General features: G+C 63.4%; 17 protein-coding genes and 1 tRNA gene. 9 read left to right on the plus strand and 9 right to left on the minus strand.

Annotated features, from left to right (window positions below; translation table 11 throughout):
* Positions 1–45: 45 nt before the first annotated feature.
* Both JJB99_RS11270 and JJB99_RS11275 read left to right on the plus strand, forming a co-directional pair.
* On the plus strand, positions 46–357 hold the full coding sequence (locus JJB99_RS11270) for a septal ring lytic transglycosylase RlpA family protein (RefSeq protein ID WP_200498834.1): 312 nt from the start codon (positions 46–48) through the stop codon (positions 355–357).
* Between the two features lie 43 nt (positions 358–400).
* Positions 401–1,570, plus strand: a complete 1,170-nt coding sequence (locus tag JJB99_RS11275; protein ID WP_200498835.1) for a Gfo/Idh/MocA family protein — start codon at positions 401–403, stop codon at positions 1,568–1,570.
* Positions 1,571–1,778: 208 nt separating this feature from the next.
* On the opposite strand, the gene JJB99_RS11280 is transcribed toward JJB99_RS11275, so the two are convergent.
* The 7 genes from JJB99_RS11280 to JJB99_RS11310 all read right to left on the minus strand — a co-directional run bounded on the left by JJB99_RS11280 (position 1,779) and on the right by JJB99_RS11310 (position 10,547).
* Positions 1,779–3,089 (minus strand): ABC transporter substrate-binding protein, encoded by a 1,311-nt coding sequence (locus JJB99_RS11280; RefSeq protein WP_200498836.1) that lies wholly within the window; start codon positions 3,087–3,089, stop codon positions 1,779–1,781.
* Positions 3,090–3,277: 188 nt separating this feature from the next.
* A complete protein-coding gene (locus tag JJB99_RS11285) occupies positions 3,278–4,513 on the minus strand; it encodes an ABC transporter substrate-binding protein (protein ID WP_200498837.1) in 1,236 nt (411 codons plus the stop codon).
* Between the two features lie 40 nt (positions 4,514–4,553).
* Positions 4,554–6,035 (minus strand): ATP-binding cassette domain-containing protein, encoded by a 1,482-nt coding sequence (locus JJB99_RS11290; RefSeq protein WP_200498838.1) that lies wholly within the window; start codon positions 6,033–6,035, stop codon positions 4,554–4,556.
* Positions 6,035–6,961, minus strand: coding sequence for a branched-chain amino acid ABC transporter permease (locus tag JJB99_RS11295; RefSeq protein ID WP_200498839.1), 927 nt, complete (start codon positions 6,959–6,961; stop codon positions 6,035–6,037). The genes JJB99_RS11290 and JJB99_RS11295 overlap by 1 nt, the downstream gene beginning before the upstream one ends.
* A 1-nt stretch (position 6,962) precedes the next feature.
* Positions 6,963–7,838 (minus strand): branched-chain amino acid ABC transporter permease, encoded by an 876-nt coding sequence (locus tag JJB99_RS11300; protein WP_200498840.1) that lies wholly within the window; start codon positions 7,836–7,838, stop codon positions 6,963–6,965.
* Between the two features lie 103 nt (positions 7,839–7,941).
* Entirely contained in the window at positions 7,942–9,156 is a 1,215-nt protein-coding gene (locus JJB99_RS11305) for an ABC transporter substrate-binding protein (RefSeq protein ID WP_433995781.1), read from the minus strand.
* Between the two features lie 287 nt (positions 9,157–9,443).
* Complete coding sequence (locus JJB99_RS11310; RefSeq protein WP_200498842.1) at positions 9,444–10,547, minus strand: NAD(P)/FAD-dependent oxidoreductase; 1,104 nt, start codon at positions 10,545–10,547, stop codon at positions 9,444–9,446.
* A gap of 220 nt (positions 10,548–10,767) precedes the next feature.
* Between JJB99_RS11310 and JJB99_RS11315 the strand changes: the two genes are divergently transcribed.
* Positions 10,768–11,934 carry a hypothetical protein gene (locus tag JJB99_RS11315; RefSeq protein ID WP_246775200.1) on the plus strand — a complete coding sequence of 389 codons (1,167 nt, stop codon included), beginning with the start codon at positions 10,768–10,770 and terminating at the stop codon, positions 11,932–11,934.
* Positions 11,935–12,022: 88 nt separating this feature from the next.
* Here the strand turns inward: JJB99_RS11315 and JJB99_RS11320 are convergent, their stop codons facing one another.
* Positions 12,023–13,273: an SMP-30/gluconolactonase/LRE family protein gene (locus JJB99_RS11320; RefSeq protein WP_200498843.1), complete on the minus strand. Its 1,251-nt coding sequence runs from the start codon at positions 13,271–13,273 to the stop codon at positions 12,023–12,025.
* A gap of 300 nt (positions 13,274–13,573) precedes the next feature.
* Here JJB99_RS11320 and JJB99_RS11325 point away from each other — a divergent pair, with 300 nt between their 5' ends.
* From JJB99_RS11325 to JJB99_RS11345, 5 genes are all read left to right on the plus strand, one after another.
* A complete protein-coding gene (locus JJB99_RS11325; RefSeq protein ID WP_200498844.1) occupies positions 13,574–13,837 on the plus strand; it encodes a hypothetical protein in 264 nt (87 codons plus the stop codon).
* 438 nt (positions 13,838–14,275) lie between these two features.
* Positions 14,276–15,838, plus strand: a complete 1,563-nt coding sequence (locus JJB99_RS11330; RefSeq protein WP_200498845.1) for a 2-isopropylmalate synthase — start codon at positions 14,276–14,278, stop codon at positions 15,836–15,838.
* A 285-nt stretch (positions 15,839–16,123) separates the two neighbouring features.
* Complete coding sequence (locus tag JJB99_RS11335; protein WP_200498846.1) at positions 16,124–17,128, plus strand: TRAP transporter substrate-binding protein; 1,005 nt, start codon at positions 16,124–16,126, stop codon at positions 17,126–17,128.
* 209 nt (positions 17,129–17,337) lie between these two features.
* Entirely contained in the window at positions 17,338–17,934 is a 597-nt protein-coding gene (locus tag JJB99_RS11340; RefSeq protein ID WP_200498847.1) for a Spy/CpxP family protein refolding chaperone, read from the plus strand.
* Positions 17,935–18,103: 169 nt separating this feature from the next.
* A tRNA-Lys gene (locus tag JJB99_RS11345) sits at positions 18,104–18,179 on the plus strand.
* 189 nt (positions 18,180–18,368) lie between these two features.
* Here JJB99_RS11345 and JJB99_RS11350 read toward each other — a convergent pair.
* On the minus strand, positions 18,369–19,883 hold the full coding sequence (locus JJB99_RS11350) for a DUF2235 domain-containing protein (protein ID WP_200498848.1): 1,515 nt from the start codon (positions 19,881–19,883) through the stop codon (positions 18,369–18,371).
* 415 nt (positions 19,884–20,298) lie between these two features.
* On the opposite strand from JJB99_RS11350, the gene JJB99_RS11355 reads away from it, so the two are divergent.
* A complete protein-coding gene (locus tag JJB99_RS11355; RefSeq protein WP_200498849.1) occupies positions 20,299–21,255 on the plus strand; it encodes a hypothetical protein in 957 nt (318 codons plus the stop codon).
* Positions 21,256–21,661 lie beyond the last annotated feature (406 nt).

Below are 21,661 nucleotides of genomic sequence, written 5' to 3' on the forward strand. Positions count from 1 at the left end.
AAGCGACGTTTGCAGCGCCGGGCAGGGCCAACCGGGAGCGGTGCCGTGCGAGCGCAGCCGACACTCTTGCTTTGTTTGACGACCTCATCTCTCGCCTTCATTTCAGTTGCAAATGCCGAAAGCGGACTAGCCTCATACTACGGCTACGCGAAAGCGGGCAGGGGCGAGATGACATGCGCCCATCGCACGCGTCCGTTCGGCAGCGTGCTCAAGGTGTCCTACAGCGGACGCACGATCCAGTGTCGCGTCAACGATCGCGGGCCCTTCATCCGCGGCCGCATCGTCGATCTCTCGGTGCCGGCGGCCCGCGCGCTCGGCATGATGAGTGCCGGCGTGGTGCGGGTCTCGGTGGATTAGGTCTCGGAGCGCGCTATAGTGCGGCCCCAAGCAAGGGGGCGCTATGGCCAAAATCAGGGTGGGACTCGTCGGCTGTGGCTTCGTGTCGGAGCTGCATATGTATGCGTTCCGGCGCGTCTATGGTGTGGACGTCGAGGTCGCGGCGGTGGCCGCGCGCGGCGAGCGCGTCGTCGAATTCGCGGGGCATCACGGGATTGCGAAGGTCTATCGCAGCTTCCCCGAATTGATCGCCGACCGCGAGCTCGACGTCATCGACATCTGCACCCCGCCCAACCTGCATGCGGAGATGATTGTGGCGGCGATGCAGGCCGGCAAGCATGTGATCTGCGAAAAGCCGTTCGCAGGCTATTTCGGCCGCGCGGGCGATGCGCAGCCGATCGGCAAGCACGTGCCGAAGGCGCTGATGTATGAGCGCGTGCTGGAAGAGATGGACGCGACCCGGGCGGCGATCGCGCGCACCGGCAAACTCTTCATGTATGCCGAGGACTGGATCTACGCGCCGGCGGTGACCAAGATCGCGGAGATCATCAAGGCGACCAAAGACAAGATCCTGTTCATGAAGGGCGAGGAGAGCCATTCCGGCTCGCACGCCGCGCATGCCGCGCAATGGGCCATGACCGGCGGCGGCTCGCTGATCCGCATGGGCTGCCATCCGCTCTCGGCCGTGCTCTATCTCAAGCAGGTCGAAGCGAAGGCGCGCGGTGAGAACATCCGCGTTGCCAGCGTCACCTGCGATGTCGGCAATGTCACCGCCGGTCTGAAGCCGGAGGAGCGCAGCTATATCAAGGCCAATCCGGTCGATGTCGAGGACTGGGGCACGCTGACCGCGACCTTCTCCGACGGCACCAAGGCGACCGTATTCTCCGGTGACATGATCATGGGCGGCGTGCGCAACCTGATCGAGACCTACACCAGCGGCGGCTCGCTGTTTGCCAACATCACGCCGAACACGCATCTGATGAGCTACCAGACCTCCGAGGAGAAGCTCGCCAGCGTCTACATCACCGAGAAGGTCGATCGCAAAACCGGCTGGCAATATGTCTGCCTCGAAGAGGAATGGACGCGCGGCTATTTGCAGGAGATCCAGGACTTCATGGAATGCGCCGCGACCGGCCGCCAGCCGCTGTCGGATCTCGCGCTGGCGTACGAGACGATCAAGGTGAATTACGCGGGGTACTGGGCGGCGGAGGAGGGGCGGCGGGTGGTGTTGTAGGCCGTCGCAATCGCGGATGCGACGCTCACTTACGCTCCCCTGGAGGGGGGGAGGGTCGATCGCGCGAAGCGCGAGCGGGGTGGGGTGATCTCTCCTCGCGGGCACTGCCGATTGGAGAGATCACCCCATCCCGTCTCACATTTTCGCTGCGCTCGATGTGAGCCCTCCCCCTCCAGGGGAGGGTGGGAGCCGCTGCGGTGTGCGTCTGTCACGCGCCGTAGGTCGATCCCTTCGGCAGCGGGAAGACCGGGTCCTTCGTACGGATGTTGGTCGGCCACACCACCGAGATGTGCTCGCCGGCGTTCTGCATCACCACCGGCGTCGAACGCTCGTTCTGGCCGGAGAGCGGCGTGCCCGGCGGGAAGAACTTGACGCCATAGCCCTGGATGGTGCCGCCGGCGGGGATGTCGACGTCGAGCGCGGCCTTGCGGATCGCCTCCGGCTCGAAGCTGCCGTACTTCTCCTTGGCGACCGGCAGCACGTTGTTGAGCAGCACCCAGGTCTGGTTGAAGCCCATCGAGCAGTGCGGCGGCACGTCGGTCGCGCCGGTCTTGGCCTTGTAGCGCGTGACCATCGCGTTGATCAGATCGCCCATGCCGGGCGCGAGCTTGGCGGGATCGAGCAGCTGCGCCGGCACCGGATCGATGTTGCAGAAATTGTCGATGTCGGTGCCGAAGGTCGCGCGCAGCTTGTCGAGCTGGCTGTAGCCGGCACCGGCGCCGAACAGCATCTTGAAGCGCAAGCCGCTCTCGCGGGCCTGGCGCAGGAACAGGGTGATGTCGGGGTTGTAGCCGGCATGCGAGATCACGTCGGCCTTGGCACGCTTGATCTTCGTCACCAGCACCGAGAGATCGGGCGCCGAGGCCGAATAGCCCTCGCGCAGCACGACCTGGATGCCCGCCTGCTTGGCGTAGGCCTCGTCGGCCGCGGCAACGCCGACGCCATAGGGACCATCCTCGTGGATCAGCGCGACCTTGACGTCCTTTGGGTCCATGCCGAGCTTGCCTTGCGCATGCTCGGCGATGAAGCCGGCGAAGGCCTGGCCATATTGATCGGAATGGATCTGCGCGCGAAACACATATTGCAGGTTCTTGTCCTTGAACACGGCGGTCGAGACCGCAGTCGTGATCCAGAGGATCTTCTTCTGCTGCTCGACCTTCGCCGCCATCGGCACCGCGTGCGCGCTGGAATAGACGCCATTGATGATGTCGATCTTTTCCTGGCTGATCAGCCGCTCGGCCTCGTTGATGGCGACGTCGGCCTTGCTCTGGGAGTCGGCGGCAACCGGCACGATCTTGGTCTTGCCGCCGATGCCGCCCTTCTCGTTGACGAGATCGATCGCGATCTGCGCGCCGACCGAGGAGGCGACAGAGCCGCCGGCGGCGAAGGGGCCAGTGAGGTCGTAGATCAGGCCGATGCGCAAATTCTCGGCTTGGGCCTGGGCCCGCGTCCAATCGAGGCTGAGCGTGGCGGCGGCAGCCGCCGTACCCTTCAGCAGCTGCCTGCGTGAAGTCGGCATCCTATCCTCCCTCAAAACCGTCTTATGATTGGTTCTTGCTTTTTTGCGAAGTATGGCGAGCGGGACGGCGGAAAGTCAACATCGCCCAAGGTCGATACGCGCGTGGCGCGGCACAACGCATCTGCGAAAGGCAAAGAAAAAGCCCACCGCTCCCTGCGGAGCGATGGGCTTATCTGAATGCGACCCGATTACTGCGAGAGCTTGACGAAGTTCGGAAACTTCAGCTTGCCCTCGGCGATCTTCTCCGGCCAGACCACGACCTGCTTCTGGTCCTGCCACTGGAAGACGAGGCCGGTCACGGCGCCGGGGCCGGACTTGATGCCGTGGGTGAACTCGTCGTCCTTGCCGTAGAACTGGATCTGGCCGATCGTGCCCTCGAAATTGGTCTTCTCCATCTCCGCGACCATCTTGTCGGGATCGGTCGAGCCGGCGCGTTTGATCGCGTCGGTGATGATGTAGACCTCGTCATAGGCGGTGTAGCCGGTATAGGCCGGCGGCGTGCCGAACTTGGCCTTGAAGGCGGCCGCGAACGGCTTTGTCTTCGAGGTCACGGCAACGTCGGGCGTCGCTACAGCCAGCGAGGGCACGCCGTCGGCGGCGCCGTTGGTGTCCTTCCAGAAGGTCGGGCTCAGCGCCTGCGCGCTGATGCCGAACATCGGGATCGGCACCTGCTGGTTCTTCCACTGCACCGTCGGCTGCACGCCGACATGCGAGATACCGGTGACGATCACGTCGGGTTTCTTGCTTTCGATGTTGTTGAAGATCGGCGTGAAGTCGGTGGTGTCAGGCGAGAAGCGGACATGCTCGACCACCTTCAGCCCGGCCTTCGGCAGGCAGGCCTCGTAGCCGACGTCGAGCGGCTTGGTCCAGGCGGCGTCCTCGCTCATGATCGCGACGGTCTTGAACTTGAGCTTGTCGACGAGGAGGTCCTTGGCGGCGTCGCAGACGAGCTGCGCTTGCGCGGCCGAGGTCAGGTAGCCGTGGAAGGTGTACTTGTTCTTCTCGTAGTCGTTGTGGATCGCCTTGGTGATCTCGTTCGAGGCCGCGCCGGGCGTGATCAGCGGCATCTTCAGCCGCGCCGCCCACGGCTCCAGCGCCAGCACCACCTCGGAGATGTAGCTCGCGATCACCGCCGAGACCTTGTCCTCGCTTACCGCGCGCTGGAACGCGCGCACGGAATCGGCCGACGAGCTCTTGTTGTCATAGGTGACGATCTCGATCTTGCGGCCGAGGATGCCGCCCCTGGCGTTGATCTCATCGGCGGCGATCTGCGCGCCGCCCGGGGTCGCGGCACCCGCGATCGACTGCACCTCGGCGATGACGCCGATCTTGATCGGATCGTTCGATTGCGCGTAGGCGGGGGCGGCAAGGCACAGCGCCAGCGCCGAGGCGATGAAGCTGCCGCTGAGAACTGAAGATCGCATGGTCGTTTCCCTTTCTATGCTTCTTGTTGATATCGAGGACTTAAAGAAAATCCGCGCCGGCCTCGGTTGCGAAGCGGCCCGGATCCCCCTCCCAGACGATCCGCGCATGCTCCAGCACATAGACGCGGTCGGCATGCGGCAGTGCGAAGGTGACGTTCTGCTCGCCGAGCAGCACCGTGATCGACGTTGTCTGACGCAGCTTCTCCAGCGCCTTGGACAATTGCTCGAGGATGACGGGGGCAAGGCCCAGCGTCGGCTCGTCGAGGATCAGGATCTGCGGCTGCATCATCAGCGCGCGGCCGATCGCCAGCATCTGCTGCTCGCCGCCGGAGAGCGTCTGCGCCATCTGGCCCTGGCGCTCCTTCAGGATCGGGAACAGCTCGAACAGCCAGGCCAGCTGCGCCGCGCGCTTGTCGTCGGAAAGATGCTGGCCGCCGAGATCGAGATTCTCCCGCACGCTCATCTCGCCGAACAGCTCGCGCGATTCCGGGCATTGCACGAGGCCGCTGCGCGCGATCTTCGCCGGGCTGGTGCCGCGCAGCTTGTCGCCGCCGCGCATGATCTCGCCGGTATAGGGCAGGAAGCCGGAGATGGTGTTGAACAGCGTGGTCTTGCCGGCGCCGTTGAGGCCGACGACCGAGACGAACTCGCCCTCGTGGACGTGGATCGAGACGTTCTCCAGCGCCTGCGCCTTGCCGTAGAACACGCTGACATTCTCGACCTGGAGCAGCGGCACCTTGTCCTTGAAGCTGGTCTCGGGCCGCGCATGGGTTTCGATCGCGCCGCCGAGGTAGACCCGGCGCACGGTCTCGTTCTTCATCACGTCCTCGGCCTTACCGGTGACGATCTCCTCGCCGAGATACATTGCGAGCACGCGGTCGACGAGCGCGGCGACGCTCTTGACGTTGTGGTCGACCAGCATCACCGCGCGGCCCTCGTCGCGGAAGCTGCGGATCAGGTCGGAGAAGACGTCGACCTCCGCCCGCGTCAGGCCGGCGAAGGGCTCGTCCACCAGCACGACCTTGGGATCGCGGGCGATCGCTTTGGCGAGCTCGAGCCGGCGCAGATCGGCGAAGGGCAGCGTCGGCGGACGGCGGTTCATTACGCTGCCGAGCCCGACCCGGTCGGCGATCCATTTGGCGCGCTCGACCAGCGCCTTGTCGGGAAACAGCATGAATAGGCTGTCCGGCAGCAGCGCGACCATGATGTTCTCCAGGACCGTCTGCCGGTTCAGCGGCCGCGAGTGCTGGAACACCATGCCAAAGCCCTTGCGCGCGATCTTGTGCGCGGGCAGGCCGGCGATATTCTCGCCTTCAAAGATGACTTCGCCTGATGTCGGGCGCTCGATGCCCATCACGCTCTTCATGGCGGTCGATTTGCCCGACCCGTTCGGACCGATCAGGCCAAAGATCTCGCCGCCATTAACCTCGAACCCGAGGTTCTTGACCGCCGTCAATCCGCCGAAGCGTTTGGTGAGACCGCGGACTTCGAGCACGGCCCGGTTTGAAAGGCTCATATCCATCACGAACGCGCCTCACGCGAGAGGGCCGCTCCGAGGAAGCCGCCGGGGAAGAACAGCACGACGAGCAGCGCGACCGCCGAGACGATGAAGGTCGCAAGCTCGCCGGTCGGCCGCAGGAATTCGCCGGCGACGATCAGGAAGATCGCGCCCAGCGCAGCACCAAGCACGGTGCGCCGTCCGCCGAGCACGGCCGAGACGATGACGTTGACGCCCACCGCGACGTCGACGACGGTGCCGACCGAGGCGGTGCCGAAGTAGAACACCAAGAGCGCGCCCGACAGCCCCGAGAAGAACGCCGAGACGATGAAGGCGGCGAGCTTGTGCTTGACGATGTTGAAGCCGAGCGCGCCGGCCTGCACCGGGTCCTGGCCGCTGGCCTGGAGCACGAGTCCAACAGGCGATTGCGACAGGCCGTAGAGGATCGCGGCCGAGATCGTCATGAAGCCGAGCGCGATCCAGTAATTGGCGCCGGCATTGATGCTGATGACGTCGGGGATGGTGAGCCCGATCTCGCCGCCAGTGAGGTCAGCGAACACGACGATGAAGTTCTGGAGCATCAAGACTGCGACCAGCGTGGTCAGGCCGAAATAGGGGCCACGGACCCGCAGCGCCGGCAGCGCCAGCACGAGGCCGGCGACGACGGAGGCGAGCGCCCCCAGCACGATGCAGAGATAGACCGACCAGCCGAACTGGTTGTTCAAAATGCCGGCCGTGTAGGCGCCGACGCCGATCAGGAAGGTCGGCCCGAAATTGACTTCGCCGGCAAAGCCGAACAGCAGGTCCCAGGCCATCGCAAACACGCCGAAATAGAACGCGACGGTGAGCAGGCCCAGCACATAGCCGGAGACGTAAAGCGGCAGCGTCGCTGCGATGACGACGAGCGCAAGCGAGACGAAGAACAGGCGCGAGGTGAAGAAGGTGGTCATCTCAGCGCCTCCCCAGAAGGCCCTGGGGCCGGATATACATCACGAACACGAGCAGCAGCAGCGCCGGGATGGTGCGATAGGCCGGCGAGACCAGATAGGCCGTCAGCGTTTCGAGATAGCCGACCACGAAGGCCGCGATCAGCGAGCCGGACACGCTGCCGAGCCCGCCGAGCACGACGATCGAGAACGCGCTCGCCGTCAGCGGCCCGACGCTGTAGGAGCTGACGCCGAGGAACATGCCGAGCAGCACGCCGGCGATGCCGGCGAGGATGCCATAGATCGCCCAGACCACGATGTAGATGTTGGTGAGCTCGAGACCGAGCAAGGTGACGCCGCGCGGGTTCATCGAGGCCGCCAGCACCGCCTTGCCGGTGCGGGTGCGGTTCACCAGCAGCCACAGCAGCGCAATCACGAGACAGCACACGATGGCGGTGAAGATCTCGTTGCGCGGGGTGCGCACGCCGAGAATATCGACCACGCCCTCGACGATCGGCAGCACGGTCTTGGCGTTGTTGGTGAAGAAATAGGCGATCAGCTCCTGGATCATGATGCCCCAGAGCAGCGTTCCCGTGAGGACGAAGATCTCCTTCTCCTCGTTCGGGATGCGCCGGGAGTCCTGGATCGGCTTCACCACCGCGAAATAGGTGGCAAAGGCGGTGACGAGGGCGACCGCGACCCCGATCAGCGCGCCGGCATAGGTGCCGACGCCGAGGATGCTGGCTGCGGCCCAGGCCGCGACCGCTGCGGCCACCATGATGGCGCCGTGGGAGAGGTTGAGCACGCCGGAGACGCCGAAGATCAGCGTGAAGCCGGTAGCACCGAGAGCGTAGAGAGCGCTGATGGCAAAGCCATCGATCAGGATCTGGAAAGCTCGCATTGATGATTTGGCCAGGTGGCAGTCAAACTGCCGCTTCGAGGGAAGGTGCTGCGGGGTGCCGCATGTGGACGCTCCCGGGAGGTGATCCCGGGAGCTGTTCCTGCTAGTTCGAGAGCTTGATGAAGCTCGGGAACTTGACGTCGACCTTGGCGACGTCCTTGGGCCAAACCGCGCTCTGCTTGCCGTCCTGCCATTGCAGCATCAGCCCGGTGATCAGGCCCTTGCCGTATTTGATCGAGTGGGTGAAAGGATCGTCCTTGCCGTAGAACTGGACGCGGCCGATCGTGCCTTCCCAGTCGGTCCCCTCCAACGCCGTCACCAGCTTGTCGGCGTCGGTCGAGCCGGCGCGCTTCACCGCATCGGCGATGTAGTAGACCTCGTCATAGGCAGTGTAGCCGGCGTAGGACGGATAGTTGCCGAACTTCTTCTTGAAGTTTTCGGCAAACGGCACCGACTTCGGCGTCACCGCGACGCCGGGCCCGGAGACCCCCTGGTAGAGCACGCCTTCGGCGGCCTGGTTGGTGTCCTTGCCAAAGGTCTCATTGGTCGCCTGCGAGGAAATGCCGAACATCGGGATCGGCACCTGCTGGTTCTTCCACTGCACCGTCGGCTGCACGCCGACATGGGAGATGCCGGTGATGATCACGTCGGGCTTGGCGCCTTCGATCTTGTTGAAAATCGGCGTGAAGTCGGTGGTATCGGGCGAGAAGCGGATGTGGTCGAGCACCTTCAGCCCGATCTTGGGCAGGCATTCCTCGTAGCCGACATCGAGCGGCTTGGTCCAGGCGGCGTCCTCGCTCATGATAACGGCCGACTTCATGTGCATCTTGTCGACGAGAAGGTCCTTGGCGGCGTCGCAGACCGAGAGCGCCAGCGCCGCCGAGGTCAGATAGCCGTGGAAGGTATACTTGTTCCTTTCGTAGTCGGCGTGGACGCTCTTGCTGATCTCGTTGGAGGCGGCGCCCGGCGTCACGAACGGCGTCTTCAGCCGCGAGGCCCAGGGCTCCAGCGCCAACACGACCTCGCTGATATAGCTGGCGATGACCGCGTTGACCTTGTCCTCGTTTACCGCGCGCTGGAATGCGCGCACGGAATCCGCCGAGGAGGAGTGATTGTCGTAGGAGATGATCTCGATCTTGCGGCCGTCGACGCCACCCTTGGCGTTGATCTCGTCGGCGGCAAGCTGCGCTGCTTGTGGGATGGAAGCGCCGGCGATGGCCTGCGCTTCCGCGATCACGCCGATCTTGATCGGATCCGCCGCCAGTGCCGCGCCTGAGGCTGCTATCACCGCGCCCACCGCGCCCGCACCAAGCGTCATTCGCAATGCAACAGAGAGTGCATTATTCATGTTGTTTTCTCCCTTTGAACCAAGCTTCTTTGAGCTATTGGCGCGACTATAACGGCGAGGGAATTCTCGGCAAGTGAAACCGCGTTCCGGAGTGTGAGCAGGGGACTAAAGTCTAGCGCTGCGTAAAATGCAGGCAGGAGAGGTGCAGGAGACCTGCTGCACGCAGAGGCATGCAGATTTCGCCGACGGGCATGCATGAGTGTCGAAGGCGCACAAATAACAAGCGTCGATCGAAGCCGCGATGCTGCTGCGCCGGCTCAGCGCGCTTGCAGCAGCGATGGATCGAGCGGCTGGAGCCGGGCCGGATCGAACGGCGCGAGGTCCACATCGCGCGTCGCGCCCTCGGCGATCAGCTGCGCCACCGCCTCGCCGGTCGCGGGCGCATTGAGGATGCCCCAGACATTATGTCCAGTCGCAACATAAAGGCGTTCACTCTGCGGCACCTGGCCGATTAGCGGCAGGCCGTCCTGGGTCACCGGACGAAAGCAGGCCTGTTTCGCAATGATCTTCGCAGGCTCGAACAGCGGCGACAGGCACTCGGACATGGCTTGCAGCCGTGCGATCGCGTCGCTGTCCGGCGTCACGGCTGCCGGATCGAGCGGCAGCGGTGCGATGTCGGACAAGGCCGTGATATGCGTGCTGCCGTCGGCGCGCGGGAAGACCTCGATCGAGACGGCGCTGCCGTTCTCGTCGTGCTCCAGGAACAACGCATCGGCCGGCACGTTGGCGCCGAGGTCGTACACGATGCTCGGGCTGCGCTGGCCATAAACCGCGGGCAGGCTCATCCATTGCGCCGCGAGCAGCGACCATGGGCCCATCGCGATCAGGACGGCATCCGCCGCGATGATGTCGCCGTCGATTTCGACGCCTTTCGCACGCGTGCCATTTGCATCGCGCACGATGCCGGTAACGCGGCCAAGGCGAAGCTCGGCGCCCTGCGCGAGCGCAGCATTCATCATGGCCGATGTGAACTTACCGGGATGAACGATCGCGGTCGTCTGCGGCGTGCCGATGCGCTGTGCGATGACGATGCCGTCGCTGAGCCAGCTCAGCTCGGATGGCGCAGTCCGGCGCGCATCATCGCCGGACGCAACGAAGCCGCTATACGCGTTCATCGGGCGATAGCCCCAGTCGCCTGCGATCTCGTCCGGCAGCTGCGCGTGAAGCGAAAAGCTGCGGCGCGCCAGCGCATCGAGGGGCGACCCAGCGCACCAGTCGCGCGCCAGGAAGCCGCCGGCCTTGCCCGATGCGGCGGCCGCGATACCGGTCCGCTCGACGACGATGACGTCGATGCCGTGCCGGCGAAGAAACCAGGCGGTGCAGGCCCCGATCACGCCGCTGCCGCAGATCACAACGCGCATGCTCTCTCTCCTTGTCGATCACACGTTCGCAACTCTGCATCAGTGCGCCGTGTTTCAAAATGTTTCACGTGGGCGTCACAACCCGCAGCTAGCTTCACCGCGGCAAATTGAAGCTACGGGCGGGCTTTCTCTCATTTCATAACCTGGCTTGGCGCAGGACAACGCGACGTTGTCCCTGTGATGAGCCGCCTATTGTCCAAAGCTGTCTGGGGAGCAAACCATGAAGAGACTCGGTCGAGGGAAGTTGGAAGGCGTTTACGGCAAGCTGCGCAGGATGAGCTTTCTTCTGCTGGCAGCCTGCTTTGCGATCAGCCCGATCGTCGGCGCGCACGCTGACGATGACGACAGCGACAGAGGAGGCGAGAGCCGGGCTTACGCTATCGGATTGTGGGGCGATCTGCCATATTCCGACCTCCAGGCGCAGGTCGGCGTGCCTAACCTGATCGCCGACATGAACGAGCAGAAGCTCGCCTTCACGGTTCATGATGGCGACCTGAAGGCCGGCAACGGCACGCCGGGATCGGTGACCCCCACCACCTGCAGCGACGCTCTGTACCAGCAGGGCCTCGGATATTTCAACGCGCTGAAGTCGGCTGCGATGTTCACCACCGGCGACAACGACTGGACCGACTGCGATCGAGCATCGAACGGCTCGTTCTCCTCGCGCGAGCGGCTCGATTACGAGCGGAAGATTTTCTTCAGCACCGATTATTCCCTTGGTCAGCGGCCGATCAAGCAGCAGGTGCAGCACGACAGGCTGTGTCTTGATCACAACAACCAGTTGACCGGTTGCGTCGAAAATCGCCGCTGGATCATGAAAGGCGTCGTCTACGCGACGCTCAACATTCAGGGATCGTGCAACAACCGTTGCGATACGCTGCCCGATGACGCCGAATGGGCCGCGCGCAACAACGCCGACATCCTGTGGATGCAGCAGACCTTCGATGTGGCGAGAACCTACCGCGCCGCGGCGATCATGTTCATCTCGCAGGCGGATCCGGGCTGGGATCAGTCCGACGCAACCCGGTCCCCGTTGCGTGACCCGAAGACGCTCAAGGAAACCGATACCAATCCGGACGGTTTCCAGGCCTTCCTGCTGGCGCTGCGGGATGAAGTGGTCGGCTTCGGCAGGCCCGTCGCCTACGTTCATGGCGACTCCCACTATTTCCGGATCGATCGGCCATTCCTTGATGACAAGGGCCGGCGGCTTGAAAACTTCGTCCGCGTCGAGACCTTTGGCGACAATCAGGCGAACGGCAACAACGATGTGCAGTGGCTGAAGGTGTTCGTGGACGACCGCACCCGCGAGGTGTTCGCGTTCCAGCCGCAGATCGTGCCCGCCAATCGAACCGCCGTGCCGGCGCCGCCAAAGCGTGGTGACAACTGACACGCGGGCCGAGGCCGGTTCGGGATCTTCGGCGAAATCTGGTGCCGGCGCGCATTGCGCCGGCACCATCTTTTTGAAGCCGCACGCCTCAGCCCGGGCCGGCGCCTTGCGTCGCCGTATACACCGCGTAAATCGACTGACTCGCGGCCATGAACAGGCGGTTGCGCTTGGGGCCGCCGAAGGTGATGTTGCCGCAGACCTCCGGCAGGCGGATGCGGCCGATGAGCTTGCCCTCCGGCGACCACACCGTGACGCCGTTATAGCCGACGGCGCGACCGGCATTGCTGGAAGCCCAGACATTGCCGTTGACGTCGCAGCGCACGCCGTCAGGCCCGCACTTCACGCCATCGATCACGAAATCGCTGAACCGCTTCTGGTTGGACAACTTGTTGTCGCTGCCGACGTCGAATACGAAGACCTCACTCTTGCCGCCCGCGCCCGTGTCGCCCGGACCCTTGCCGGTCGAGACGACATAGAGCTTCTTGAAATCGGGCGAGAAGCAGAGACCGTTCGGATCGGGCACCTGATCCTCAGTCACGACGAGATCGATGCGGCCTGAGGGGTCGATGCGGTAGCAATTGGTCGGCAGCTCGCGCTTGCCCGGGGCGAAGCCGGCCGGCTGTCCGATCCGCGGATTGAGCTTGCCGCCAGCATTGCTTGGTCCGCCCGGACCATCGGGCTCGCCTTCGTACAATTGGCCGCCATAGGGCGGATCGGTGAACCAGTAGCTGCCGTCGGGATGGGCTGCGATGTCGTTCGGCGAGTTCAGCCGCTTGCCCTGATAGGAGTCGGCGAGCACGGTCACGGTGCCGTCGTGCTCGTAGCGCGTCACCCGCCGCGTCAGATGCTCGCAGGAGAGCTGGCGGCCCTGGAAGTCGAACGAGTTGCCGTTGGAATAGTTGGACGGCGAGCGGAACACGCTCACATGGCCGTCGTCCTCGCTCCAGCGCATCTGCCGGTTGTTCGGAATGTCACTCCACAACAGATAGCGCCCCTGTGCGCACCACGCCGGGCCCTCGGCCCACAACACGCCAGTGTGGAGGCGCTTGATCGCGGTGTTGGGCTGGGCGAGATCGTTGAAGGACGGATCGACCGCGATGATATCAGGGTCCCAGAAATAGGTGGTCGGCGCGCCGCGCGGGCCGAAATCGCGCGGCGGCGTGGTGATCGTCGTCGGCGGTGCGGCTGGTCCCGTCTGGGCCAGCGCCGAGCCGGCACCGGTCAGCGTGGCGGCGGCACCGAGTGCAAGTCCTTGCACAACTCCTTGCACCAGTGTTCGTCGTGAAAGCGCAGCGTCCTGGTCACGCGGCTCGTGGTCACGAGCCTCTTGGCGTGTCATCGCGTCCTCCCGATCATGTTCGGCTGGCCGGTTGATCCGGCCGAGCAGCGGGAGGTTAATGCGGTCCGCGGCCGGTTGCGAGAGCCGGCTTTGCATGCTTCAGGCGATTGCCGGATGATGTCGTGATTTCGTCGCAAGTCTGTCCAAAACGGGGGCGGTGCTGCGCAAGAACCTGCATACGAACACGTCAACGACTATTCTGCGCAGAAGTTTGGACGAACTGGGCCTGGCGCATTTGCAGCCTTGATTTCGTGCCTATTGCCGCGCACAAAACCTCCGGGGCACAGGTCGGAGTTGGTCGTGGGTGGCGTTGTCATATTGATCGTATTGCTTGGGATCGCATTCGCGGCCGGCTATTTCACGCGCGAGATGATCTCCCGCAAGCGGCATGCGGAGGCCCGCCGCATGCGCGGCTACGCGCGGCCGGACTGGGACCGCACCACCGCGCCGGCCAACACCAACGAGATCGCGCGCACCAAACCGGCTGCGCCCGTGCCCACCGGCGAGCTCGGCCAGATGCTGGACCGCTGGGAGACCAGAGCCCGCGCCCGCCGCGCGAGCTAAATGCGAGGAGCGCACGCCAATCCATTCCCGTCACCTTGCCCGAATGACGGTTCAGCAGGGCGCCACGCTCAATCAGGTCAGCTCCCCTGACCATCTTTTGGCGTTGCAGTTGCGCCTATTTCTCGTCTAGAAACGGACGCATCGAGCCTCCCGGCAACCAACCGTCAATGGTTTTGACCGAGGATTCTTGGCTCAAAGGGTCTGGCAATGCTGATTCGCGGCCAAATCGATGGGATTTCGAGGGAGGTGGCTCTGGCCGCCGCCGCGATCCCGGCCGCGCTGCTGCCCACCCTCCTTCTTGGCGGGCTTCTTCTTACCTGCCCCTGAGGGCCGGCTGGGCGCCACGCGCCTGGGCACTCAGGGGTTTGTACGAGGTCACCGGACAACCTCAGGCGCTCAAGGCAGATGACCGGCGCCAAAGCTCAAAAGGAATTTGAAATGGCTCCCGCGAACAAGTCCGACAAGGACCGCGTCATCATTTTCGACACCACGCTGCGCGACGGCGAGCAATGCCCCGGCGCCACCATGACCTTCGAGGAAAAGCTCGAGGTCGCCGAGCTCTTGGACGATATGGGCGTCGACGTCATCGAGGCCGGCTTCCCGATCACCTCCGAAGGCGACTTCCAGGCGGTGAGCGAGATCGCCCGCCGTTCCAAGAACGCCGTCATCGCCGGCCTGTCCCGCGCCCATCCTGCCGACATCGACCGCTGCGCCGAAGCGGTGAAGTTCGCAAAACGCGGCCGCGTCCACACCGTGATCGCGACCTCGCCGCTGCATATGCGGGTGAAGCTGAACAAGACGCCGGAGCAAGTGATCGAGACCTCGGTCGCGATGGTCGCGCGCGCCCGCAACCAGATCGACGACGTTGAATGGTCGGCCGAGGACGGCACCCGCAGCGAGATGGACTTTTTGTGCCGCATCGTCGAAGCCGTCATCAGGGCCGGCGCCACCACGGTGAACATTCCCGATACCGTCGGCTACACGGTGCCGGAGGAATACACTCATTTCATGAAGACGCTGATCGAGCGTGTGCCGAACTCCGACAAGGCCGTGTTCTCCGTGCACTGCCACAACGACCTCGGCATGGCGGTCGCGAACTCGCTTGCCGGCATCGTCGGCGGCGCGCGCCAGGTCGAGTGCACCATCAACGGGATCGGCGAGCGCGCCGGCAATGCGGCGCTCGAAGAGATCGTGATGGCGATCAACGTGCGCAACGACAAATTCCCGTACTGGAACAAGATCGACACCACGCAGCTGACCCGCGCCTCCAAGGTCGTGTCGGCGGCGACCTCGTTTCCGGTCCAGTACAACAAGGCGATCGTCGGCCGGAACGCGTTCGCGCATGAGAGCGGCATCCACCAAGACGGCGTGCTGAAGGACGCCTCGACTTACGAAATCATGCGGCCCGAAATGGTCGGCCTGAAGCAGTCGTCGCTGGTGCTCGGCAAGCACTCCGGCCGCCACGCCTTCGTGCACAAGCTGGAGGAGATGGGCTACAAGCTCGGCCCGAACCAGCTGGAAGATGCGTTCACGCGGATGAAGGCGCTCGCCGACCGCAAGAAGGACATCTATGACGAGGACATCGAGGCGCTGGTCGACGAGGAGATGGCGGCCTCGCACGACCGCATCAAGCTGACCTCGCTGACCGTGATCGCCGGCACCCATGGCCCGCAGCGTGCGACCATGAAGCTCGACGTCGACGGCCAGATCAGAATCGAGGAGGCCGAGGGCAACGGGCCGGTCGATGCGGTGTTCAACTGCATCAAGCGTCTCGTGCCGCACGAGGCCAAGCTCGAGCTGTACCAGGTTCACGCGGTGACCGAAGGCACCGACGCGCAGGCGGAAGTCTCGGTGCGGCTGTCGCAGGAGGGACGGTCGATGACGGCGCGCGCGGCGGATCCGGATACGCTGGTCGCCTCGGCCAAGGCCTATCTCGGCGCGCTCAACAAGATCGTCATGAAACGCCAGCGCGATACGGTGACGACGGCCGCTGCGAGCTGACGCAAGCGTTGCCGCGCATTGGCTTCGCCTCTCCCGCTTGCGGGAGAGGCCGACACGCGAAGCGTGGCGGGTGAGGGTTCTTTCCTCACCGGGACTCTCCCATTGCGGAGACACCCTCTCCCCAACCCTCTCCCGCAAGCGGGAGAGGGAGCGCAGCGGCATGGTCGCGAATGGCTGCCCTGCTAACGGCCAATAGCGGCTCGGCGTCTCAGCCGCTATTGATGCTTCCGGCTCGAGGATAGGCGCCCGCTTTGGGCAGCCCAAGAGAATAACAAGGGAGACATCATGCGCACCTTCGCGATCGCCGCATCCATCGCGGCATTGGCATTCGGACTTGCCGGGCCGTCATCGGCGCAGTCGCCGATCATCATCAAATTCAGCCACGTGGTCGCGACCGATACGCCGAAGGGCAAGGCGTCGGAGAAGTTCAAGGAGCTTGCCGAGAAGTACACGAACGGCAAGGTCAAGGTCGAGGTCTATCCGAACTCGACGCTCTACAAGGACAAGGAAGAGCTCGAGGCGCTGCAGCTCGGCAGCGTGCAGATGCTGGCGCCGTCCAACTCGAAATTCGGTCCGCTCGGCATCCGTGAGTTCGAGGTGTTCGATCTGCCCTACATCCTTCCCGACCTGAAGACGTTGCGGAAGGTGACGGAGGGGCCGCTCGGCGCCAGGCTGCTCAAGCAGCTCGAGCCCAAGGGCATCACCGGCCTTGCCTATTGGGACAACGGCTTCAAGCAGATGAGCGCCAATAAGAAGCTGGTGACGCCCGCCGACTATCAGGGCGTGAAATTCCGCATCCAGTCCTCGCGCGTGCTCCAGGCCCAATTCAAGGCGCTCGGCTCGCTGCCGCAGGTGATGGCGTTCTCGGAAGTCTATCAGGCGCTGCAGACCGGCGTCGTCGACGGCCAGGAGAATACCTGGTCGAACATCTATACCCAGAAGATGCACGAGGTGCAGAAGTACATCACCGAGACCAATCACGGCTACATCGGCTACGTCGTGATCGTGAACAAGAAGTTCTGGGACGATCTGCCGGCCGACATCCGCGACCAGTTGTCGAAGGCGATGAAGGAGGCGACCGACTTCAACAACGCGCAGTCGCAGAAGGAGAACGACGACGCGCTCGCCGAGATCAGGAAGAGCGGCAAGAGCGAGATCATCAAGCTGACGCCGGAGCAGGATGCCGCGATGCGCAAGGCCATGGAGCCGGTCTACAAGGACGCTGCGAGCCGTGTCGGCCAGCCGTTGATCGATGAGTTCCAGAAGGAAGCCAAGAGCGCGACGAATTAGGAGCGCGACGACCTAGTCTCAACGAAGCATGACGGGGCTTCCGTGCCGGCACGGAAGCCCCTTCCGTTACAAATCGTTTCAGTCTGCACCTGAACGGACATTCACGGTAGTTACATCTCCGTAAGACCGTGCTCCCTGTCCAAGTTGTAAGTTGCGCGCAAGCGGCTTGGCGCTCATCCTCATGCCCATCCTTCCAGAGGAGGTCCGTCATGAGGAAGTTCACCATCGCCGCCATCGCCGTGCTCAGTATCGCCGGCTCGGGTGCGGTCTATGCCCAATATCATCGCCCGTGGATGGAGCACTTCCGCCACATCCGCATGAACCCGGAAGACCGCGCCGCCTTCGTCGACGCGCGGATCGCCGCCGTCCATGCCGGGCTCAAGCTCAACGCCGATCAGGAGAAGCTGTGGCCGCCGGTCGAGGCCGCCGTGCGCGATTTCGCCAAGCTGCGCATCGACCGCGCCAATGCGCGGATGAACGCGCCTTCGGGCGATGCCGACCAGCCGGAGGATCCGATCGCCCGCCTGCGCCAGCGCGCCGAGGACATGGGCGCGGCCTCTGCCGCCCTGAAGAAGATCGCCGATGCCGCCGATCCGCTCTACAAGACGCTCGACGAGGGTCAGAAGCGGCGCCTGGCCGTGCTGACCCGGCACCGCGGCCCGTTCGGCGGCGGCGAGGAGGGCCGGCCTCACCACTTCATGGAACGCGGCATGGACCGCATGATGGAGCGCGGCATGGAGCACTTCCGCCGTGACCGTTTCGACCGTGACAACGGCCCGGACCAGGACCGCGAGGGCCGGCTCTGAGCCATCGCGGATCTTACGGGGACCAAGCTTTGGATTAACCTTGGCGAAGCCGCTGGAATCCAGCGGCTTTTCGCTTTTTGGGGACTGGGGAAAAACCTTCGCCGCATCGCTTGCCAGACCCGGATCGCTTTGCTAAACGACCGGCCTCGCAAGGCACTGACCGCCTTTCGGGCGCATAGCTCAGTTGGTAGAGCAGCTGACTCTTAATCAGCGGGTCCCAGGTTCGAGCCCTGGTGCGCCCACCAAACAAATCAAGATCTTAGCGAGAGAAACCGTTTGAGAAGGCCGAACTAAAACGGTTTTTCAAACGGTGTTTTTGGCGGCCGGTCGACGAGTCCACTCTCAGCATTGTGATCTGCTCTACTTGTCTCGGCGGGGGCCAAGGCGCCTCGAAAGCCGCCCGACAGAACCGGTTGCTCAATCTTGTATGTGGGTCAGAGCCGCCCGACGTAGCCGGCATTTTCCCACTTCCGTTCAATGTCATCGGCGATGCATTGGGGCGGCTGCCCCGCGCTTCCATCGAAATAGTGCTTGAAGTCGACGTGAACCCTCATGTTGTCCGGCCGATAGGCCGCCATGCGGTCATAGAGGAGAACCGATCCCGCCTCGAAGCGCCGATAGACCGATTTGTGCATCGGCGATTTCGCTTCCCTGCTCTCGGGATCGATTGGAAGATCGCGCACGCCGGCCTTGAGAAAGCCTCCCGCCTGCTCATTGTGCTGGGGACCCGCGGGATTGGGCGAGAGCCGCAGAACACTGCCGTCGTGTTTCAACCCGCCTGGAATGAGCGAAGCTCCGGCGAGCAGCCAGTTCAGCGCGACATCCGACAAGCGGGCCTCATTTTCCAGATAGCCGCCGCCGACATCCGCATGCACGCCGGGAAACCAGACCTGTTCGAAGTAGAGGTTGCCGTGCGCATCGCGTTCGTCCTGCTTCTCGGCCGTGGGCGCCCAGCCGACGCGTTTGAAGTCGGCGCGGTTCTCGTCGATCGCAATCGCATGCTTGGCGTAGCCAACATTTGGATTCAACGTCGTGTCGTAGAATTTGTGCTTCGGCGGCGCGAAATGCACGGTCTGGAGGCGCTTCAAGAACCCATAGCCGGGCAGGGATGGCGCGATCTTGAGATAGTTCATGAGAAAAGCGATCAGGGCTGTAGCGACGCCAAGGTAACTCAGAATCCAAGCTCCCCATGCCGCCCATGGAAAGACCGGCTGAAGGAAGCCTCCGAGCCAGTGAAGCCCGATCAGCAGCGCAATGCCGGAGGTCACGAGCGCCGTGCCGAGATATTTGTGGCCGAGGGCGGCGACCGTATCGAACACGCCGATGAAGTAGGGAAAGACGTTCGCCCGCTCGGCGCCGTTGATGGTGCTTGTGCTACCGTACTGCTGTCTGAATTGTGCGGCGATCGCATCTCGAGTCTCCAACAGAAACTGCCGGTATCCAAGAGTCTTGCGCGAGTAGGATGGGCAGAATTGATAGACATCCTTCACGGCATGCTCGGCCAGCTTGTGGATGCTCTTTGGATCGCGGCGCAGGGGCGAGCCATCGGGCATATGGCGCGGGATGCCGCAATAGGTCATGACGCCGGCAACCGATCGCACAGTGTAGGCCCCGCGGCTGAAACCGATCAGGAAGACGCGGTCGCCCTCCTCATACAGGGCAATGATCGCGGCGTAACAATCAACGATGTTCCTCGTGATCCCGAGGCCCGTCGCCATGCTGGCGAGATTGTAGAGCCAGCGCATCCAGCCGATCTTGAAATGACCGCCGTCCGACGCCGACCCAAGACCGGCGTCATAGAAGGCGACCTGTTCGGACGGTTCGACCTTCGTGTCCGGGCCGACGCGGCAGGCGCGGTAGATCTTGTAAACATTCGTCCGCGCTTCGTCGAAATTAATGCCGCCGGCCTGGCCTGTGCCGTCGGAGAAGATCACAATATACTTCGGCATTGCACATCGTCCCCAAAAGCGCGCCAAAGGCCAATCCATATATCACAGATTGCACGAGCCTAAATGTGAGCTGGCCCACTTGAGCACAGCTCGCGGATGGTCGCGTTCGCCTCATTCAAGGCTCAACTCGCCGCGATGGCGAAAACGGCTCGGTCAACGCCGCGGGGGCTGAAGCTCAACCGCAAGCCTCTCGGCAGCCACCATCCCTTACCTTGCTCCCTCGGACCGCCGCGAAGGGGGAGCGCATTGGGCGCAGCCAAATTTGTAAGGGTTCGGATATTTTTGGCCCCGCGCGGGGTCTGCGCGGTTTGCGGGCGGGAGAAAAAGAGGCGGGCCTGTTTCCCACTTTGGGGGCCGTCAGCCGGTTGCAATTCGCGGGCCGCGCGTGTGTATTTGAGACGACAGGGGAAGAGGAATGGCCAAGCGGGTTAAAGAGCCGAGCCAGCGGGAAATTCTGGCGTCGATCCGAAAGACCACCGAGAAAGAACGGGTCGAAGAGGCGGAGTTCGAGCGCCAGATTGCTGCGCTTTTTGAGGCGGCAAATTGGAGTGCGTCGCGCTTGCCCGACGGCGGCCGAACGAGACCCGGGGACCTGCTCGTCAAACGCAACGATCTTGGCCGCGAGCGGCGCTACATCATCGACGCGGTGAGCGAGATCAATCCGCCGCGACTGAGACAGGCGTTTGAGGACTTTCGCCATTCGATCGAACAGAAAAAGGAGCCGGACTTCGATGAATACTGGCTGGTCGGGCAGTATTTTATTGGCGAGCCTATGAGAAAAATGCCGCGGAACGATCGCCGCTTCCGCGCGCTGGACCTAAAGCAGCTTCGAGAGTTGCTGGCCATTCCGAAGCCCAAGAAGAGCAAAGCCAGCACGCGCCTCGGGAAGGCGGTTCTGGCTAACGAGAAGGAAATCTATCTGGCGATCGCCGGCCTCATTCTCCAGATCGAGGCCAAACTCGAAGCCTTGCGCGGCGAGCTACCCAATTCCGACGATGGACAGTCACGGGTTGCACGTGAAATTTCCGGCTTCGAGCGGATGAAAGCCGAGCTCGAACGAATCCGCGAAATGGTTGCTGCGTTCAAGAAGGGCAAGGCGCCAGACCAGGAAGTCGTAAAAGCCACCAAGACGTTTAGGCAAGGCGTGGAGGAGTGGTGGACCAATAAGAGCGGGGAGATCCTGACCTCAACTGCGAAAGGCGCGATACTCGTCTCATCGGTTGGCCTCCTGGCCCTGATGAAGGCGGACAGTGTTGCCGCCATCACCGCGGTCGCTGCTGTGGTCAACGGCGGCGCGATAGAGAAGGCCAAGAAGATCGGGCGAGCCATGAAACGGATCGGCAAGCAGGCTCTTACGGAGGAGGCGCGGTAGAATAGAGCGGGTTATGCTCTTTTAAAGATGCGGAGGTGGCGGCAACATATGCCGGCCTCCGACCCGACGTGCGAGGACAATCCGCATAACTGATCTATCAAGAAAGCTATATCACCGAGCGGCGGGACGACCCTTGAACGCCATCACGGATGTGCATGTCGCGGTGGTGCAGTATATCAACGTGAGCTCAGAACCTCTGCGAATGGTGTGCAAAGTGCGTTTGCCGCACTGGTAGCAGTTTTTGCCAGAGCCGCCGCCGGTGCCGGCTGGCCTCTTTACCCAGCCGATGCCGTCGCAGTTACTGCACTTGCTGTAGGCTTTGTCTTTGTTGTTGTGGCGCGCGCGAGCAAACGTCAGCTCACCGCACCACGGACATCGCTTCCCCGGCATTGTTATTCCCCGCTTT

It is taken from the genome of Bradyrhizobium diazoefficiens, assembly GCF_016616235.1.
Classification (GTDB): domain Bacteria; phylum Pseudomonadota; class Alphaproteobacteria; order Rhizobiales; family Xanthobacteraceae; genus Bradyrhizobium; species Bradyrhizobium diazoefficiens_H.

Excerpts from the sequence above, each read along its gene's own strand:
- JJB99_RS11355 (WP_200498849.1), top strand. The coding sequence starts at position 20,299 with ATGGCCAAGCGGGTTAAAGAGCCGAGCCAGCGGGAAATTCTGGCGTCG.
- JJB99_RS11300 (WP_200498840.1), bottom strand. The coding sequence starts at position 7,838 with ATGCGAGCTTTCCAGATCCTGATCGATGGCTTTGCCATCAGCGCTCTC.
- JJB99_RS11290 (WP_200498838.1), bottom strand. The coding sequence starts at position 6,035 with ATGGATATGAGCCTTTCAAACCGGGCCGTGCTCGAAGTCCGCGGTCTC.
- JJB99_RS11340 (WP_200498847.1), top strand. The coding sequence starts at position 17,338 with ATGAGGAAGTTCACCATCGCCGCCATCGCCGTGCTCAGTATCGCCGGC.
- JJB99_RS11305 (WP_433995781.1), bottom strand. The coding sequence starts at position 9,156 with ATGACGCTTGGTGCGGGCGCGGTGGGCGCGGTGATAGCAGCCTCAGGC.
- JJB99_RS11310 (WP_200498842.1), bottom strand. The coding sequence starts at position 10,547 with ATGCGCGTTGTGATCTGCGGCAGCGGCGTGATCGGGGCCTGCACCGCC.
- JJB99_RS11275 (WP_200498835.1), top strand. The coding sequence starts at position 401 with ATGGCCAAAATCAGGGTGGGACTCGTCGGCTGTGGCTTCGTGTCGGAG.
- JJB99_RS11295 (WP_200498839.1), bottom strand. The coding sequence starts at position 6,961 with ATGACCACCTTCTTCACCTCGCGCCTGTTCTTCGTCTCGCTTGCGCTC.
- JJB99_RS11350 (WP_200498848.1), bottom strand. The coding sequence starts at position 19,883 with ATGCCGAAGTATATTGTGATCTTCTCCGACGGCACAGGCCAGGCCGGC.
- JJB99_RS11320 (WP_200498843.1), bottom strand. The coding sequence starts at position 13,273 with ATGACACGCCAAGAGGCTCGTGACCACGAGCCGCGTGACCAGGACGCT.
- JJB99_RS11285 (WP_200498837.1), bottom strand. The coding sequence starts at position 4,513 with ATGCGATCTTCAGTTCTCAGCGGCAGCTTCATCGCCTCGGCGCTGGCG.
- JJB99_RS11330 (WP_200498845.1), top strand. The coding sequence starts at position 14,276 with ATGGCTCCCGCGAACAAGTCCGACAAGGACCGCGTCATCATTTTCGAC.
- JJB99_RS11315 (WP_246775200.1), top strand. The coding sequence starts at position 10,768 with ATGAAGAGACTCGGTCGAGGGAAGTTGGAAGGCGTTTACGGCAAGCTG.
- JJB99_RS11335 (WP_200498846.1), top strand. The coding sequence starts at position 16,124 with ATGCGCACCTTCGCGATCGCCGCATCCATCGCGGCATTGGCATTCGGA.
- JJB99_RS11280 (WP_200498836.1), bottom strand. The coding sequence starts at position 3,089 with ATGCCGACTTCACGCAGGCAGCTGCTGAAGGGTACGGCGGCTGCCGCC.